This window comes from Colwellia sp. BRX8-4 (genome assembly GCF_014077345.1).
Taxonomy (GTDB): Bacteria; Pseudomonadota; Gammaproteobacteria; order Enterobacterales; family Alteromonadaceae; genus Colwellia_A.
Genome location: NZ_JACGVS010000023.1, coordinates 1 through 18,419, shown reverse-complemented (window position 1 = coordinate 18,419; position 18,419 = coordinate 1). Strand labels below are relative to the sequence as shown.

The 18,419-nt window shown below is 36.3% G+C and carries 14 protein-coding genes; 7 read left to right on the top strand and 7 right to left on the bottom strand.

Annotated features, from left to right (window positions below; genetic code table 11):
* Window positions 1–73: 73 nt before the first annotated feature.
* The 5 genes from H4J56_RS16265 to H4J56_RS16245 all read right to left on the bottom strand — a co-directional run bounded on the left by H4J56_RS16265 (window position 74) and on the right by H4J56_RS16245 (window position 6,161).
* Window positions 74–628: a carboxymuconolactone decarboxylase family protein gene (locus tag H4J56_RS16265; protein ID WP_182216257.1), complete on the bottom strand. Its 555-nt coding sequence runs from the start codon at window positions 626–628 to the stop codon at window positions 74–76.
* A gap of 406 nt (window positions 629–1,034) precedes the next feature.
* Complete coding sequence (locus H4J56_RS16260; protein ID WP_182259609.1) at window positions 1,035–1,637, bottom strand: TetR/AcrR family transcriptional regulator; 603 nt, start codon at window positions 1,635–1,637, stop codon at window positions 1,035–1,037.
* Between the two features lie 182 nt (window positions 1,638–1,819).
* A complete protein-coding gene (locus tag H4J56_RS16255; RefSeq protein WP_182216261.1) occupies window positions 1,820–3,055 on the bottom strand; it encodes a M56 family metallopeptidase in 1,236 nt (411 codons plus the stop codon).
* Window positions 3,048–3,422: a BlaI/MecI/CopY family transcriptional regulator gene (locus tag H4J56_RS16250; RefSeq protein WP_182175629.1), complete on the bottom strand. Its 375-nt coding sequence runs from the start codon at window positions 3,420–3,422 to the stop codon at window positions 3,048–3,050. The genes H4J56_RS16255 and H4J56_RS16250 overlap by 8 nt, the downstream gene beginning before the upstream one ends.
* Before the next feature lie 669 nt (window positions 3,423–4,091).
* Window positions 4,092–6,161 (bottom strand): MFS transporter, encoded by a 2,070-nt coding sequence (locus H4J56_RS16245; RefSeq protein ID WP_220465330.1) that lies wholly within the window; start codon window positions 6,159–6,161, stop codon window positions 4,092–4,094.
* Between the two features lie 487 nt (window positions 6,162–6,648).
* Here H4J56_RS16245 and ribA point away from each other — a divergent pair, with 487 nt between their 5' ends.
* Window positions 6,649–7,245, top strand: a complete 597-nt coding sequence (gene ribA, locus H4J56_RS16240) for a GTP cyclohydrolase II RibA (RefSeq protein WP_182216265.1) — start codon at window positions 6,649–6,651, stop codon at window positions 7,243–7,245.
* A 375-nt stretch (window positions 7,246–7,620) separates the two neighbouring features.
* A complete protein-coding gene (locus H4J56_RS16235) occupies window positions 7,621–7,998 on the top strand; it encodes an RNA-binding S4 domain-containing protein (protein ID WP_070373769.1) in 378 nt (125 codons plus the stop codon).
* 450 nt (window positions 7,999–8,448) lie between these two features.
* Here H4J56_RS16235 and H4J56_RS16230 read toward each other — a convergent pair whose 3' ends face one another.
* Window positions 8,449–9,480, bottom strand: coding sequence for a LacI family DNA-binding transcriptional regulator (locus H4J56_RS16230; RefSeq protein WP_070373768.1), 1,032 nt, complete (start codon window positions 9,478–9,480; stop codon window positions 8,449–8,451).
* 96 nt (window positions 9,481–9,576) lie between these two features.
* Entirely contained in the window at window positions 9,577–11,052 is a 1,476-nt protein-coding gene (gene gtfA, locus H4J56_RS16225) for a sucrose phosphorylase (protein ID WP_182244881.1), read from the bottom strand.
* A gap of 180 nt (window positions 11,053–11,232) precedes the next feature.
* Here gtfA and H4J56_RS16220 point away from each other — a divergent pair, with 180 nt between their 5' ends.
* From H4J56_RS16220 to H4J56_RS20030, 5 genes are all read left to right on the top strand, one after another.
* On the top strand, window positions 11,233–12,462 hold the full coding sequence (locus H4J56_RS16220) for a sugar MFS transporter (protein WP_182222602.1): 1,230 nt from the start codon (window positions 11,233–11,235) through the stop codon (window positions 12,460–12,462).
* Between the two features lie 167 nt (window positions 12,463–12,629).
* Window positions 12,630–15,053 (top strand): TonB-dependent receptor domain-containing protein, encoded by a 2,424-nt coding sequence (locus tag H4J56_RS16215; protein ID WP_182259608.1) that lies wholly within the window; start codon window positions 12,630–12,632, stop codon window positions 15,051–15,053.
* Window positions 15,054–15,120: 67 nt separating this feature from the next.
* Complete coding sequence (locus H4J56_RS16210) at window positions 15,121–16,077, top strand: carbohydrate kinase (RefSeq protein ID WP_182259607.1); 957 nt, start codon at window positions 15,121–15,123, stop codon at window positions 16,075–16,077.
* A 42-nt stretch (window positions 16,078–16,119) separates the two neighbouring features.
* Window positions 16,120–17,772, top strand: a complete 1,653-nt coding sequence (gene pgi, locus H4J56_RS16205; RefSeq protein WP_182251495.1) for a glucose-6-phosphate isomerase — start codon at window positions 16,120–16,122, stop codon at window positions 17,770–17,772.
* A 344-nt stretch (window positions 17,773–18,116) separates the two neighbouring features.
* A complete protein-coding gene (locus H4J56_RS20030; RefSeq protein ID WP_404842412.1) occupies window positions 18,117–18,230 on the top strand; it encodes a tyrosine-protein phosphatase in 114 nt (37 codons plus the stop codon).
* Window positions 18,231–18,419 lie beyond the last annotated feature (189 nt).

Genomic DNA, 18,419 nt, shown 5'->3' with positions numbered 1-18,419 from the left:
TTATTAACGTATTTAGCATTTATTTGGGGAATGGTCAGTAGAATAATTAACTTAGCTATTCCCCCAGCGCTACTTATGCATTTTTCTGCCATGCAAATTCTTTGAATGGTGCGTCTGTTGGCGTACTCGCAATGTGATTGGTATAGTTACTGATCACTTTTTGAGACAGGCCTAATATTATTTCTAATATTTGCTGTTCGCCATACCCAGCTTCTTTAAAACTGGCTAATTCTGTATCACTAACGTGTCCGCGATTACGAACAATAATCAAGGTCATATCTTGAAGTGCTTGTAACTTCGCGTTTGGCATTGGTGATTGATTACGCAAAGCCTCAGTAATTGCAGCATCAACTTTCATTGAATGAGCAATAGCCGTGTGTGCTGGTACACAGTAATTACAGCCGTGCTCAACATTTATTGTTTGCCAAACAACAGTTAATTCTTCTGCATCAAATGAGGTATTTGTAAATAGCTCATGAAGTTTTTGATATGCTTCAAGAAGTTGTGGTGAGCTAGCGAGTACACCATGTAAATTTGGTAACATGCCAAAAGCTTTAACTGAGCCTTCTAAAAGTGTCTTACTTGCTTGTGGAGCAGATTCAATCGTATGTATTGTTAAAGTTGTCATTTTACTTTCCTTATCATTAATTTAATTTAATTTAATTTAATTTAATTGATCAGATTAAAAATTCACGGTGAATAAGTACTTCACGTCTATGGTGCTTATTTAAAAAATGTACCGATCGGTATGTCTTGATTTTCGTATTGTACCGATCGGTACATTGAAGTCAATCGTAATTAATGAAATAAATTTTATCTATTTAAAGTTCTAGAGGTTTAGGCCATGTTAAAGAGTAAGCAACGTGTTTATCTATGCTGATTAACGAAAGGGTAATTAAAAGTGAACTGAAAGTCTTGTCGTGCCTTATTGGGGGAAGGTAAAACTTTAAATGCCCAGATAAATAATGGTAAATAACGCATTATTGTTGGTTGTGTATAGCCTTGACATTTCGTTTTTAAAAAGAGTGATCTCTTTAGTTAACGCCGATACCTTTAAGCATACTATCTACAGTATATTCTAGTTGTGATCTAGCTACGCCAGAACGAGCCATAGAGGCAGTGCCTTTTAAAAGCGTATATACGCTTAAACTGTTTGCGTCGGCATTTTTATTTAGCCCTAAAGCGATAGCCTCTAAGTCTTGATTAAAAAAATCGACATATAATTGTTTAGGAATCACTTCAGCATCTTTGAGTATCAATTTTGCTTGCTCAGGAATATCACCACTGACCAGTTCTGATTGACATAAAACTAAGTAGCATCCTTTTGCTTGCTCATCGCTGCACTGCATAGTTACAATTGACATCATATGATTTTTCAAACGATTTTTTAGGGGAATATCAGGTGCAAATAATAACGCCATATGAGGTTTCATTTTAGTATCAATATAGCACTGTGTGGCTTTAACAAATAAGGCTTCTTTGTTACCAAAAGCACTGTACATACTTGGCTTGTTAATCCCCATCTCTTTTGTTAAATCGGTGAGTGATGCGCCAACATAACCTTTTTGCCAAAAAACATTCATCGCAGCATTTAATGCGGTAGTCTCATCGAAGGATCTTCTTTTACCTTTTATCACAATATTAGCCTGTAAATTTAACTCAACTCATTGTACCTAACGGTACAGGCGCATTCAAGTAGCAAAAAATGGATAAGGTTATGGAAAAATTTACAGCAAAAGTGATTAATTTTACGATCGGGTATACTAATTTAAATGTAAAAAGGCTACCTAGGTAACCTTTTTAAAATATTACGCTAACTTTACTTAGTTATTTGAATACGCTCAATTAAGCTTTCATGTTTTGTATCTTTATTCATTGAAAAATCTAATTGAACTAACGCATTTTTTAACGTGTGGTCACTGACAGAGTATTTCCATTGCTTTAATGCCGTTAAGGCTGCTTGGTCAAATACACCGGCAGGCTTTGAATTTACGACCGCTACATTTTCAACCGCACCATTTGTCATTATATCAAACGTTAGTACTACTGAACCTTCTATATTGTCTTTTGCTGCTTGTTCAGGATAGCTAGGATTAACACGCTGAATAGGCTTAAGCTCAACTGACTTTGAGACTTTATCTCCAAGACTTTCCTGTTGGTTTCCTGCGTAACTTAATCCTGAGAGCAGAGTAACGGTGGTAAATATTACGGTAGCCAGTATTAATTTAGAGCTTTTTGGACGAGTTTTTAAATTGTTAATTCGTTCTAACATCATTTTTTTATCTCCATATTTCTTAAATGATAGTTGAGCAAATGCTAATGAAGGTGTCGACTGAGCCGCCACTAACAGCGCTTTACTATAGTTAATCCTGCTCTCTTTTGGTTTGCGCGCCAGAACGAGTTGATCACAGGAGAGTTCTTGATCTTGACGAAACCTAAAATAGCCGAGCCAAGCAAGAGGGTGAAACCAAAACAACGTTAAGCAAGTCAGCGCAATTAGGTTCCAATAAATGTCATTTCGATCAAAATGACAAATTTCATGTTCAAGAATTAGTTTTTGTTGCTCGGTACTGTAAAGCTCAAAAAAATCTTCTGGAATAATAAGTTTTTGCTGTACCAAACCCACCAACATCGGGCTATAAGTACCTGTACTTTGGTAGAGCAATATATTTGGGGGTAACACTAATGGCACCATAGACTTATTAATAGCGGTGAGCTGAAGGTGCTTGTTAAATATATGATAAGTTAACAAGCCATAAGTTATCATGGCAGCCACAATAATTAGCCAAATATAGAGAGCCCAAGACATAGAGAGGCTTTGTTTAAGTTCATCAGTTGGAGTTATCAAGTAACGTTTTATTTCAATTATTTTTGATAGGCTACTCTGCTGCCAAGGGAGTGGTAAACAATATATCACCAGCCCTAAGGGCACTATTAACCATAGTAAATAGGTATTACTAGCGCCTAAATAATGTATTAGCCATTTATGACCAACTAACAATATAGTTAGCAACAATGTTAAGGGCAGTAATAAAGTAAAAAGGTTATCAATCATTGTCTTGCTCCCATTTTGTAATGAGAAGTTTTAATTCATCAATATCTTCTTTCTTCAAATTGTTTTTTTTAGCAAAACCAGCAACTAATGGCGATACTCTTCCTCTGAATAACCGTTCGATAAAACTTTGGCTTTGAACTTCCGTATAAGCATCTCGTTCAAGTAACGGAAAATAAAGATAATGGCGTTCTTGCTTTTCAAAACCTATCGCTTCTTTTTTTACCAGACGATTTATCAGGGTTTTTACTGTTTTATCGTGCCATGGCTTATGTTTATTAAGTTGTTCAATAATGCTATTTGCTGTAGCAGGGTGTTGAGCCCACAAAGCTTCTAAAACTTCAAATTCTGTATTAGTAATTTCAGACATATTTTAATATTACAGTTGTAATCGATGCGTTGATATTACACTTGTAATCACAGCTGTCAAGTATCGAGGTGTTAAAGGTATTTATATATTTACTGGTAACCTGGTTTACATGTTTTAGTAGAGAGTAAAATCCCCTAGATATTTGCTGTATTTTACAGTCACTTTTTCTCGACTGAGATAGATAAATACCTAGAAGTTAAGCAAAGTTGGACGATATCAGCCATGGTAAGTCAATTTATAACACAGAATAAAAATAACTAAAGTGTTGTTGTTTTTAGGCGCTTATTTAACTTAAAGTACTGATTGGTATAAGGTTTGTATAAATAGAACATTGGTACTTATTCTTTGTAGCTAGGGTTGGTTTAAAAAAAGGGTCATGCTAGGTTGTTATATTTATCTGTATAATTTGATAATACCAATGAGTTTTCAGTTGTAACTAGTTATCTAGTAAAAATATTATTACATAATAAAGCTTAGTGAATTTCCTAATGCCAACAATGTCAGAGTTGTTGACGTTAAAATAATAACGTCTAGTTTTCGCTTAGTAGACAAAATTATCATTAATTCTTATATTGCTAACGTCAACAATTTTCATTCTAGGCCAATTACTTTTACTGATATTAGAGGTTTTGAGTTATAGCGTAATTGTTACTGCCGATTTATAAAACCTTACGAGGGTTTTTTATCAATAGAAGTGGTTAACTCGCTGTCTTCAATATCATCTGATTCTTGCAATATTTCAAGCATATCCGATGCAACCTCGGGGAAAGAATCGACAAAGGTACCGGCAATTTCTACTGCATGTTCAGGAATACTTTCAACCATATGGTTAACATAGTTATTGGCAGCATTTTCAATGTTTTCTGAGGTCTGTGCTGAGCCAGCTTGTTCACTGTCGATTAAATTTTGGACATAGGCTTCAGCAACATCACTTGATGATTCAGGTAGCGAATCTGATACCGTAAAGGCAAGCTCTGCTGATTGATCAGGAGCAACATCCGTTAATCGATTATAAAGCTCAGTTGCTGTATTTTCTGAGACCGCGGCGATTCTATCTATCGGTCGCATTGCATCTAAAGAATCTGATAAATTTGTCATGTATTCTTTGGTCATTTCTAGAAGTTCACTGGGGTAGTCTTCTGCCATGTTTTCAGCGGCGAGTTCCATGACATTAATACCGTCGTCAGGCATTGTATTCGCAATAGCAACAATGATATTAGTGAATTGGTCAGGGTACTCAGAGGTTATCCAATCAACTAATTGATTGGCTTTCTCAGGGCAAGCATTTGTTAATGCTTGAGCAATATGAATACTCATTTGTGGTGCTGCCGAGGTTATTGCCGCATAAAGTTTACTAATGTCTATCGCGTCTATGGTACTTAATGCTGCGGCTAAATTTGAGGCGTTTTTGGGGTCTCGAAGCACTAGCGCTTTAACCATGTTAACAGCCGCTGATGGGTTTTTACTTGCAAGGCTAATGGCAACTTCTACTTCTGGCGTTGTTTCAAATTGTGCCTCTGCATATTGTGTACGAGGATCGAGTTCCGATACTACACCGCTGGGTGTTTGCATAACAAAGCTTTCTTGTTCATCAAGCGGTAACGCTTTTCTTAGTTTCATTCGAATACTGATAAACAGTAACAGTGTTATCGCAACGATATTCATAAAACTAAATAAGGCACTGCTACCGAAAGTATCCATTACCATAGAAGCTAGGTAGGGGCCTAAAATGCTGCCCAATGCATAGATTAATAATAACGAACTCATTGCAGATAAAATTTGTTCTTTTAATACTTTATCAAAAGTCTCTGACATACTCATTGGATAAAGGCAGGCAACTAATCCCGTAATCAGCGCTACGGCTAACAAGGTGAGTTTGAACATATCTGAGGAAATAAGAAAAGGCACTAATAAACATAATACAATGAGTGTTGCGACCATACAGAGCATAACTTTTCGACGGTCAAAGTGATCTGATAAGTAGGCGATAGGGAACTGTAAAATGATCGCCCCAGAAATGGCTGTGCCCATAAAGATGGATAAATCTAAGCCGGCAATACCGTTGTTACTGGCAAAAATAGGCAGCATATTAATCAAAGCCGCATAGAGGACTCCACAGTAAAAACAACTAACCACACCTAAAGGAGATAACTTAAAAACAGTCATTAAAGACATTGATTGACTGTCTTCAATTTGTGGACCTTGTTGCTTACTAATAACGATAGGTGTGATAGACAAGCTAAATAAAATACCGCAGATAACAAATAAAGTAATGTCATCAATAGGAGCGACATTTAATAAAAACTGACCAGAAAATAGTGCCGTCATTATCATCATCTGATTAATTGATAGTATGCGTCCTCTATTTTTTTCTGTGGCGCTGTGGCTTAACCAACTATCAAGTGTGGCATTGGTACAAACAATACAAAAGCCAGTGACAATTCTCATACACGCAAGCATTAATGGTTCTGGATACAGGCCTGAAAGTAAAATAGCGACGGAAGTTAAGCTACCACACATCGCGAATATTCTTATGTGCCCAACACGTTGTAATAACATACGGCTATAATATGCACCCAACAAAAACCCCACAGACAACATCGATAACACTAAACCAATATTGTTCATGCTCATTCCATCGCTCTGCATGCGCACAGGCAATAAAATATTACTGAGTCCATAGCCTAGCATTAACAAGAAGCCACTTATTAATACTAAAATAAAGGGTCTGAGGGTCATTATCACAAGGAATACTCTTATCTATTAGCGGAACGCTTTAACGGTTTGAATGAGCGTCATATTATTTAAAATTAAATAATATGACGTTCAACTATAAATTATTGATGTTACTTCAAAGCAACTCACAGACACTTAGTATACCAAGCGCATATTAGGGTTTACAGTGGAATAAGAAAAACAGATGACTAAAGTTAGTCTGTTCGTTCAAAATTCAATCGTTACCTTTTAAATCCCACGGTTATCTCAATATTTAACAGCACTAATGACTTATACACTTCGTTGTAGTAAATGTATCTCAAGGTTAACCTATTAGCCGTATTAATCGATTATTGTTAATATACGCAGTGAATTTCTAACAGAGTAGACTATTTAAGCCAAAAAGTTGATTAACACTTGAAAGCTAGATAAATATCTCAATATGAATGTAACGAGTGGTAATATTTAAGGGGCTAATAACAGCGCCTTTGCTAATTTAATAAAGAAACCCATGAATAAAATACGTGCAAGAATTAATCTAAAAGTTGGATTACACAGTGATATCGACGCAGAAATCGCGACCTTTACAATGTTTGATGAAAACCATGAGCACATAGCGTTAATTTTTCAACAGGCCGATAAAAATCAGCAAGCACCACTAGTTCGTATGCATTCGGAATGTTTAACGGGCGATGTATTCCACTCTTCACGTTGTGATTGCGGTGAGCAGTTAGATGAAACTATCAACTTGATGAAAGAGCAGGGCGGAATTATTCTTTACCTTCGCCAAGAAGGTCGTGGCATTGGTTTATACAATAAATTAGATGCCTACGTATTACAAAGCCAAGGCATGGATACCTATCAAGCTAATAAGCACTTAGGTTTTGCAGAAGATGCCCGTAGTTTTGAAGATGCAGTGACTATGCTGCAAGCCTTAGCCGTTACAGATTTACGTTTGATCACTAATAATCCTAAAAAGATAAATGCCTTAAAAGATTATTTTAATATTGTCGAACAAGTGAATACGAGTTTGCATTTAAAAGATGATAATAACAATTATTTACGCACCAAAAAAAATCACGGCAAGCATGATTTAAAAATTGATTAAATAGTTAATTTTTAATTCCAAACCTATAAAAGTCCAACGGTACTTATGTATCAGTTGGATTTTTCTCTAAAGCATTGTATTAAATGCTTAAGCAGTCGATGGATTAAATCACTTTTAAGTAGTGCATTTAGCTAAATTCGTTATTCACTAACTAACTCAGTAGTATTAATTGTTAAAAAGGGAACGTTTATTAGATGTATAACCCGATAGTGAATTAAAAAGAAATAGTTAAATTTTAACGTATTGCTACATTAAGTATTTACTGGTTATGCTAGCTTAACAATGCCCAGTGTCCTTAATATAATTCTTATTCAATAGCGGTTATATATGTTAGAATTCGACGATATTATTATTTAAAATTATTAGGCGTATTTCATGTCTGAACACACTATTATCGACATTTGTGTTGAACCTATAGAACTATGTAAATTACTCAAAATTGCCAATATGGTTGGTGGTGGCGGCGAAGCTAAAACCATGATCAGTGAAGGTAATGTTTTAGTAAATAATGAAGTTTCAGTTCAAAAGCGTAAAAAAATTCGTCGTGGCGATATTATCGAATATAACGGTAAAATTATTGAGGTCGCTTATAACCCGACTAAGAAATCAGCTGAGTTTATCAATTCTGTCGTTTCAGTAAGTCAGAATTCAAAAAAGAAAAAAAGAGCAAGAAGTAAAGCACCGGTTATTGCATCTGAATCTGTTACAAAACCATCGAGTGAGCGCCCAAAAAGAAAGTCTACAGCACTTTAATTTTTTTAAATTTCCTCCAAATTGAAAATAAATCGCAAATTTTTCATTGGGGGAAATTCCATTTACAGTTACTTCAAGAAGTGCCATTAATATTTTAGGGGATAAAACCTGGTAAAGCTACGGTTCATGTGTCCCAAACGTTAGCCCAGCTTACAATGAGCAATTAAGAAATCAGTTTTAATGACTTCTTGGTAAGCTAACCGGAAGTAAACTTGCTAATGTTCCTAAGGTCAGTTTCAAGCTGATTACTGCAATTTAACTTAAAAACTCACATCAATTTACAACTGAAATTTTGCCTAACATTTTTGCATGGCGTTAGGTCTACGGCACTTTCGACCTATGCGAGATAGAGCTAAGAATGACTTTCACCATAAAAATGCGATATAGCTAAAAATAATTGATTAGTTATCTGATTATAGTCATTAACGGTTATAAAAGGTGCCCTTGAGTTTAACAACTCCCTCCATGCTCTATATGAAAAGGAATTAATACAGAATCAGTCGCTCTATTGATAAAAAGTTCTGCAGCTTTGACACCCTTTTTTTCACTATTTTGATGCACTGTTGTTAAGGGCGGAGTAGAACGAAGAGCTTCATCGATACCGTCAAAACCAACCACTCTTATATCTTCAGGAATATTAAGTCCCATAGCGTTAATTTCTTTTATGGCAGCTAAAGCAATAAGATCACTCATACAAAGTAAAACATTTGGCCGAGGCGTTGATGTTAACGCTTCTCTAGCAGCAATTAAGGCAGAATGATGCTTACTTTCAGGTATGTTCCACACTCTATCAGCTCTGAGGTTAACATCTAACTCCTTGATTGCTCTTTGATAACCACTTAAGCGTTGATGAGCAATTGAACATTTAAAGTCTGAACTTGGTAAATCGTAAACACGACAAGTTACATTAGAATCGAGTAATCTCAAGCCAAGAATAGCTATGGCGTCATCTGTTGACTTTATTGCAAGTTTCGCTATTTCATAAGCGGCTTGTTCATTGTCAATACCTACAGATGCTTTACGATCTATATCAAAATCTGCGGTAACAACTTTTTTTGTTGTCGTTCTTAATTGGTCAATTAACTTTGTATTACGTGGACTACCGTAACAAATAAAGCCATCAACAAAATCAGATACCGCGTTGATATTCTCAGAAGTGCCAGAAAACAATAACAAATTGACTTTACTTTTTTCTAAAACCGATGAAACACCTTTTACAAAATTACTCGCCACCGGATCTGTTATCATGTATTCAACACTGTCAGGTAGCACCAAAGCAACGATATTAAAGCGACCATTTCTTAACGATTGAGCCGCTTTGTTAGGTCCTGAATAACCCATTTTTTCACATGACTCAAGAATATCATCTCTACGCTTTTTAGAGAGTTGATCGGGTCTGTTAAATGCATTAGAGACTGTTGCATTTGAAACACCAAGTTCTTTAGCAACACTTTTAAGCGTCCAAACTTTTTTATCTGTCATGATGACCTTTTTGATTACCTTAAAATTTCAGCAGTTTATAATGTTCGCCATAGTATACTTAGTTCTATTATAAACTGAATATTAATTCATGAGCTTTCAGCTTAAATTAAGCAACATATTTAAACTAATAATGCGTGTGCTATTGTTTTCTATGATCTCAATTTGTGCGTGTCTGTCAGCTAAATCGACGATTAGCGTTGTACTGTCATCATCTTTTTGCCACTTCATTTCTAATGTTGAAACATTACTACTAACGGTAAATTCACCATTAAAAGCTTCAGTGTTATTACGTAATTTAATGAGACTAATTATTGCTTTGGTATAAGGCTTATTTAATGCTTGTTCAATGCGCTCATTATTTAGATAAGGGCGATTTATGTCTCGGCCAACATTTGTTTTAGATAATAATGTAATATCATTACCTTCAGCCAGTAAACCAGCGTAATACACCTGTGGTATGCCTGGTGAGAAGAATTGAATCGCTCTGGCAACTAAATAATCAAAATCATTTTGCCCAAGTGCATCATAGTATGTACAATTTACTTGATATATATCTACATTACTTGCCGCAGCTCCCGTTGCCTTTTTACTTTCGCCAGCACTATTAAAATGAATTGTTTCAACAAGGTTATCGATTTCAACATCATCCAACAAACCAGCCTTACCATTCATTGGGCCAACATCAATAATACCAATGCCATCATGAGTATCCAACACAGTAATACAATTTCTTGGTGATATGTCTAGCCACTTAGCTAATGCGGTGAAGTTCTGACTAAAAATACTGTGTAAAACCAGAGGAGGTAATGCAAAATCATAAACTCGGTCAACGCGTTTAGCTATTTCTATTTGAGTTTGATAATAGGAATGGATCTCTACAAGGGTTTCAATCCCCAGTTTATTAGCGATACTACTTAGCTCATCAATAAATTCAAAAGTTTCGTCAAGCATGAAACAGCTTGTTCCCGCTTTTTTCAGTGCGTAACCTGCGGCATCTAAACGGATCATTTTAATATTATTTTCAGAAAATGTTGTTAAAATACGTTTTAAATAGGCTTTCCCTATCTCAGATGTCACATCTATATCTATTTGATTGTCTGTAAAGGTAGTCCAAAAATCTGCGCTTTCATTATTAGGTAATGAAAAATGAGTAAAACAACTACCAGGCCTAGGACGATATATTTTGTCTTGTTGTGTAGTATTTAAACCGTTCGGGAAAACTTTATCTTTGGTTAAAAATAGTTCCCAAAAAGGCGATTTTTGACCGTTTTTTAATACATCTTTAAATTCTTCAGATTGGGCTGACATATGATTTACGATAAGATCAGCCATCAACTCATGATTTTTACCCAGCTCTTTTATATCATCCCAATTGCCAAGTCTGCTATCGACTTGGGTATGATCTATAGGGTCGAAACCAGCATCACTACCGTCTATTGGATAATAAAAGGGTAACAAATGAACACCGGAAAACAAATCTGAAAGTTGCTCATTTAACAAGTTGGTTAATGACTGGGTATCTGCTCCAGTGAGTCTATCAATGTAGGTGATTAGCTGAACATTATTTTTCATAAGTTTACCATTTAATTTTAAGTTGCATCTTAATCGATTAAGCTCTATCTTTATATACAATATAGTATTAATCAAGAATAATTTAATTTTTCTTTAAGATGCTAAGACAAAATAACTAAATAGCGATAAATTTTTTTAGCTATCATTAACATAAAAAGTTTTATTAACTGGGGAAGAATAATGAACCAAACGAATAACTTAACACTAAGCCCACAACTATCTGAAGATGCGTCGGTAAATAGAATTAAACTTCTGACATATATGATGTTTTTTGTTTTTGCTATGACCTCGGATGCAGTAGGGGTTATCATTCCACAATTAATAGAAACCTATCAATTAAATCTAACACAAGCGAGTGCATTTCATTATGTGCCCATGATTTTCATTGCATTGAGTGGTTTGTTCTTAGGATACTTGGCCGATAAATGGGGGCGAAAAGCAACGATTGTTATTGGGTTGGCAATTTTCTCTATCGCATGCTTTTTATTTTCCTTAGGTAGTTCTTTCCTGTATTTTTTATCACTACTCGCTTTAATTGGCATCGCTATTGGTTTATTTAAAACAGGTGCGTTAGCGCTTATTGGTGACATATCTTCGTCAAATAAAGATCATACGTCGACGATGAACAAGGTAGAAGGATTTTTTGGTATAGGTGCTATGGTGGGTCCCGCGATTGTAAGTTACTTACTTGTTGCTGGTATATCTTGGAAGTACTTATACATAAGTGCTGGTGTGTTATGCGCACTACTATGCTTGTCCGCAATGAAAACTAAATACCCGGTCAGCAAACCAAGTACGGAAGGGAAAATAAATTTAAAAAGCTCACTTAAAGTAATGAAAGACCCTTATGCGATGGGATTTTCATTGGCAATAGCGTTATATGTTGCCACAGAAGTTGCCATCTACGTTTGGATGCCAACACTCTTGGCTGATTATACAGGCTCTCTGGTTTGGCTGGCTACATACTCACTCACTATTTTCTTTGCTTTAAGAGCGGGAGGTCGATTTTTAGGAGTATGGATGCTAAAACATTTTAACTGGCAAACAGTGATGTGTTGGTTCTCGTTAGCCGTATTTTTGTGTTATTTAGGCACGGCAATAATGGGTGTTGAAGCAGCAGTTGTACTATTGCCACTTTCAGGTTTATTTATGTCGATGATATATCCGACCCTTAATTCTAAAGGGATCAGTTGTTTCCACCCATCAAAACATGGTGCTGTTGCTGGAGTTATTCTGTTTTTTACCGCTGTTTCTGCAGCAGTATCTCCACTTCTTATGGGCATTATCAGTGATCTGTTTGGTCATGTATCTTATGGTTTTTACTTAGCAACATTCTTTTCAGCTATTCTAGCGTTAGCTGCTATTTATAACCTGATAGCTGATCCCACTCAGCATAATCCTCAAAACTAAATCTTACTATTTATCAGTAGATTAATAAAAAAACAAAATTGAATATAAAAAATAACTTGCAAAATGACTGCTTCTTACACAATAATCATCTTAATCGATTAAGTTGGTCGTTTTAGCAGAAAGATTTTAAAATATAAAACATACTATAAAAAAACTTGGGGAAGTAAATGAAACATACAACATATAAAAAATTATTATTAAGTACATTAGCCATGGCTATATGCTCGAGCTTAAGTGCAGCGGAAACAACCAAAACGAAAGTAGAAAATAAAAAAGGCATCGATTTTGAGCGAATCGTAGTAACAGGTGCCACGGGTAAAGGCACAACAGTGATGGCATCAAGCGTTTCAGTAAGTACTATCTCTGGTGATCAAATAGAAGTAGCAGCACCAAGAAGTAGTGCAGAGGCATTTAGAAATATCCCCGGGGTTCGTGCTGAAGCATCAGGTGGCGACGGTAACGCTAACCTTGCGGTTCGTGGTCTTCCTGTAGCAGCAGGTGGCGCTAAATTCATGCAAATTCAAGAAGATGGTTTACCTATTCTACAATTTGGCGATATCGCTTTTGGTAACACAGATATTTTCTTACGCATAGACTCTACAATGGCTTCTATTGATGCTATTCGTGGTGGCTCTGCATCTACACTTGCTACAAATGCTCCTGGCGGCATAATCAATATCGTTAGCAAAAATGGTAAAACTGAAGGAGGTAGCGTAGCTACAACCATCGGTTTAGATTACGACTCTACTCGCACAGATTTTGAATTTGGTGGCGACATTAACGACTCTACCTATTTCCATCTTGGGGGTTTCTACCGTCAAGGTGAAGGTGTACGTGATACTGGTTATACGGGTAATAAAGGCGGCCAAATTAAAGCTAATATAACTAAAGAGTTCGATGCTGGTTACGTTAGACTTTATTTCAAACACTTAGATGATACAACAACCGCTTATTTACCTATGCCTGTTTATGCTGACGGTTCTTCAGTTGAAGGGTTTGATGCTTCAACTGGAACTCCACACACTCCATATCACACCTCTATGATCACCACGGATGGTGCTGGAAATGGACGCCTTGCTGATATGCGTAATGGCATGAGTCCGAAAGTTGATGCGCTTGGTTTTGAAGCTGTATTTGATTTAGGCAATGACTGGTCTGTTGAAAACAGAATGAGAATTTCTCGCACTAAAGGTAGCTTTACTGGTCCATTCCCTGAAAGTATTCAAGGAAGTCAGGGCTTAGCTGACAGTATAGCGGGTGCTGGCGCAACATTAACTTACGCAAATGGTCCACAAGCAGGTAATGCTTATACTGCTGATAACCTTATGCGTATTCATTCGTTTGATGTCGAAATGACTAACCTTGATTTTATGGTTAACGATTTTAAATTAACAAAAACAATGAATGATACGAGTTTTACATTTGGTTTATATAACTCATCTCAAACCATTCAACAATCGTGGTTATGGAATTCTTACTTATATGAAGTTAAAGGCCAAGATGCTGCGCTTGTTGATGTAAATGCCGCTGACGGTACTGAATTTTCTGACAATGGTGTTATTGGATACGGTGTTCCAGCTTGGGGTAACTGTTGTACGCGTAATTACGATCTACAATATGAAGTTTCTGCTCCATACGCAGCGTTTAGCACAAGTTTTGATAACATCAATATAGACGGTAGTGTTCGCTTTGACAGTGGAACAGCAACGGGGACTTTCGCAGGCGCTGCTCAATCGACCGTTGACATGAACGGTGACGGCAGTATTCATCAAATTGAAACGAGTGTTTCAAATGTAAACAACGCCGATGCTAACAATGTAAATTATGATTGGAGCTACGTGTCTTACTCTTTAGGCGCTAATATTCAAATTAATGACGACTTAGCTGCATTTGGTCGTATCAGCAAGGGAGCTACCGCTAACGCAGACCGCTTGGCTTTTGGTAAAATAGATGCTGCTGGTGTTGCAAAAGATGAAGATATTTATGATGAAGTAGATCAATTGGAATTGGGTGTTAAATTCCGTCAAGATAACTTGTCTGTCTTTGCGACAGCGTTCTTTGCACAAACGCAAGAGCAAAATTTTGAAGCAACTAGTCAACGATTTTTTGACCGTGAATATGAATCAAAAGGTATCGAAATTGAATCAACTTACTATGTTGGTAATTTTGATGTACGTGCTAACTTAACGTGGACTGATTCTGAAATAACTAAAGATTTTGTTAACCCAAGCGTTGTTGGTAATACGCCAAGAAGACAAGCCGATGTTGTTTACTCTATAACAGGTCGTTATAACTTCAATGAGGGTTCTGCGGGTGTTAACGTTATTGGCACTTCAGATTCATTTGCTCAAGATAACTTTGACCAAACTGATCCTAACGCACTTATTTTAGACGGTTATGTTCAAGTAAATGCCTTTGCTCAATACCGTCTTTCTGACGCATTTAGTGTTTCCTTAAATATTAACAACGTTTTTGAAACTGTGGGGATCACCGAAGCAGAAGATGCTACAGCTGCTTCTGCCAAAACTATTATCCGTGCAAGATCAATACAAGGTCGTTCAACGACTCTTACGTTTAAATACGAATTTTAATCCTAAATTATAATATTAGAAGTATTAACTAGCCCATTTAATATGGGCTTTTTTTCAAGGTGAATCTATGTTTTCTTTAATCAGTTATGGCGAAGTGTTGGTCGATTTTCTGCCAACGTCAGTCAATGACCCCAGTTACATTCCGTTAGCTGGAGGTGCGCCTGCCAATGTCGCAGTAGCTTATGCTAAGTTAGGTGGAGCAGGATACTTTGCTGGAGGTGTTAGTGAAGACAATTTTGGTAACATGCTCATGCAAGCATTAGAAAATGAAGGCGTTAATACCGATTTCGTTAAAAGAATAGCAGGCGCAAATACCGCTTTAGTATTAGTTAGCTTAGACTCTTGTGGTGAGAGAACATTTAATTTCTATCGTCATAATAGTGCCGACATGCAATATGGCATCTCTCAAGTTGATAAAATTAACTGGCAAAATATGGGTTTTTTTCACTTTTGTTCAAACACCTTAACTAGCCAGCCAATGTATAGCGATACGCTTTATGCGATAAAAAATGCGAAAAGAAATAACGTATTAATTAGCTTTGATGTAAATTTACGCCAACAACTTTGGCAAGATTTATCCCTATTGATGTCACGCGTTGAAGCTTGTATCGAAGAAAGTGACATAGTCAAATTGAGTAAAGACGAAGCCGAATACTTAGCAAAAATAAAGCAGGTTGATGTCGATGTTTATGTACAATATTTACTATTACTTGGCGCTAAACTGATTGTCATCACCGATGGTGCAAACCCTGTTCAAGTAACTTGTGCTAGTTTTTCAATAATACTTAAAGTACCTAAAGTATCTCCCGTTGATACTACTGGAGCCGGAGATAGCTTTATTTCAGGTTTTCTATTTTCACTCGCTAAATCTGTGGAAGATGATGAAAGTATCGATACATTATATGAAATCATTGAGCTACGTGAACACGTTTCTGCTGCGGTGTTATTTGGCGCTAACTGTGGCGCTTTTACCTGTCAGAAAAAAGGGGCCTTCACGGCATTACCACACTTAACTGATATCTAATACTCGACATAACTTACTCATACTTACTTACCTAGGATCGACATGCAATCTAGAGAAAATCTCAATAGTTGGCAGCAATTAACCCAACATGCACAGCTAATGAAAAATCAACATATGAAGGACTTATTTGCAAAAGATAGTCAGCGATTTCGTAAGTTTTCAATAAAACTGCCTTCTATACTATTAGATTATTCTAAAAATGCGATCACAGAAGAAACTATTACGCTATTAACCAATCTAGCTAAAGAGTGTGAAGTTGAAAAATGGCGTGAAAAAATGTTTAGTGGTGAACGTATTAACAAAACTGAAGATCGTGCTGTTTTGCATACAGCATTAAGGGATCGTTCTAAAAAACCACTTTGGGTAGATGGTAAAAATATTTCAGAAGATATTGAAAAAACACTAAAACAAGTTAAAAAATTTAGTGATGATATTCGTCAAGGTTTATGGCGAGGATATTCGGGTGAGCGTATCACCGATATAGTAAATATTGGCGTTGGTGGTTCTAATTTGGGACCTCAAATGGTGACCGAGGCATTAAAAAGGTTTAGTGATAACTGCGTTAACGTCCATTATGTGTCGAATGTTGATGGCACCCAAATAGCCGAAGTCCTTCGACCATTAAACCCAGAAAAAGTGCTATTTATTGTATCCAGTAAAACATTTACCACGACAGAAACCATGTTAAACGCTAAAACAGCGATTAAATGGTTAACTGCGTCATCATTTGATCAATCAGCTATCGCAAAACACTTTATTGGCGTTACTGCTAATAAAGTAAATGCCATGAAGTATGGTATAGCAGAAGCAAACATCTTTGATATGTGGGATTGGGTTGGTGGACGATTTTCGTTATGGTCTGCTATCGGGCTTCCTATCGCTATTAATCTTGGTTTTGATTGTTTTAGGGAGTTACTTGATGGTGCTTATGAAATGGATTGCCACTTTTGTGATACACCGATAGAACATAATATTCCGGTGATATTAGCATTATTAAGTATATGGAATTGCACTTTTTTAGGTGCTCAATCTCAAGCCATTTTACCTTATGATCAATCCTTACATATGTTGTCGGCTTATCTGCAACAAGCAGAGATGGAAAGTAATGGTAAATCGGTGAACTGGGATGGTGAAACTATCAATTATCCAACCGTTCCATCAATTTGGGGGGAGTTGGGTATTAATGGTCAACATGCTTTTTATCAATATTTACATCAAAGTAATAACATTGTTCCCGCCGACTTTATTGGCTCGGTTGAAAGTGTTACTCCTATAGAAGGCCATCATGAAGCCCTTATGTCTAATTTTTTCGCGCAAACTCAAGCTTTAATGCAAGGTGTTAATGAACAACAAGTTAGGGACGATTTAACAGCAAAGGGACGAACACCTAGCTACATAGATAAAGTCGCTCCCCATAAAGTACATAAAGGTAACCGGCCAACCAATACTTTATTAATGAATAAGATTTCGCCATTTACGCTCGGTACTTTAATTGCAATTTACGAACATAAAATATTTGTTCAAGGCATTATTTTGCAAATATGCTCTTTTGACCAATGGGGAGTTGAACTGGGTAAAGGTTTAGCCAGTAGAATAGAAAGCGAGCTTCACAATAACTCGATCGATCTCGCTCACGATAGCTCTACCTGGAATCTTATGATGCATTATGAAGAGGTGAAAAATCGCACCAAATAGAAAAACATCTAGTATTACCAAAAACATATTTTACTTTAGATACAGAAGGTTATGAATAAATATCTTAACAACTCGATAAATATAGAAAGTAGTGCACAAATTATTTTAAACCGTGTCCAGGAACAATAAACGTTGAGTTAAGCGAATCGCTAAAAGACCTGAAACAAGCAGGTGCAACAGTATTATTGACACTGATGTTTGATGAAAAGATGACAGAAAATCACATAGAGTTAGTTCCTCAATTGTGCAAAAAACAAGAAATTACTGGGTTACAGTTACCTATAGTCGATGATGATGTGCCAAATAAAGCATTTGAAAATAAATGGAAGTAATATCAATCACTCATATTAGCTACCATTATCAATGGAGGCTGTGTAACAATTCACTGCAAAGGTGGTAAAGGGAGAAACGGATTAGTCGCGGCAATGATTTTAACTTGCTACGACTGGCCAATTTAAAAGGTTCTGCCTGAAACTTTAATGAATTACTATGCCACCCATGATAATGCTTTGTAAAGGAAGGTATTAGACGTCAACTAACTTGTCCGGTTGGCGTCAATTAACTTGGCCGGTATTTGAATTTAGTTGCATAGCTTGTTTTTTTCGGTAACTTTCTCCTTTTATTTGATAGATATCACTGTGGTGAAC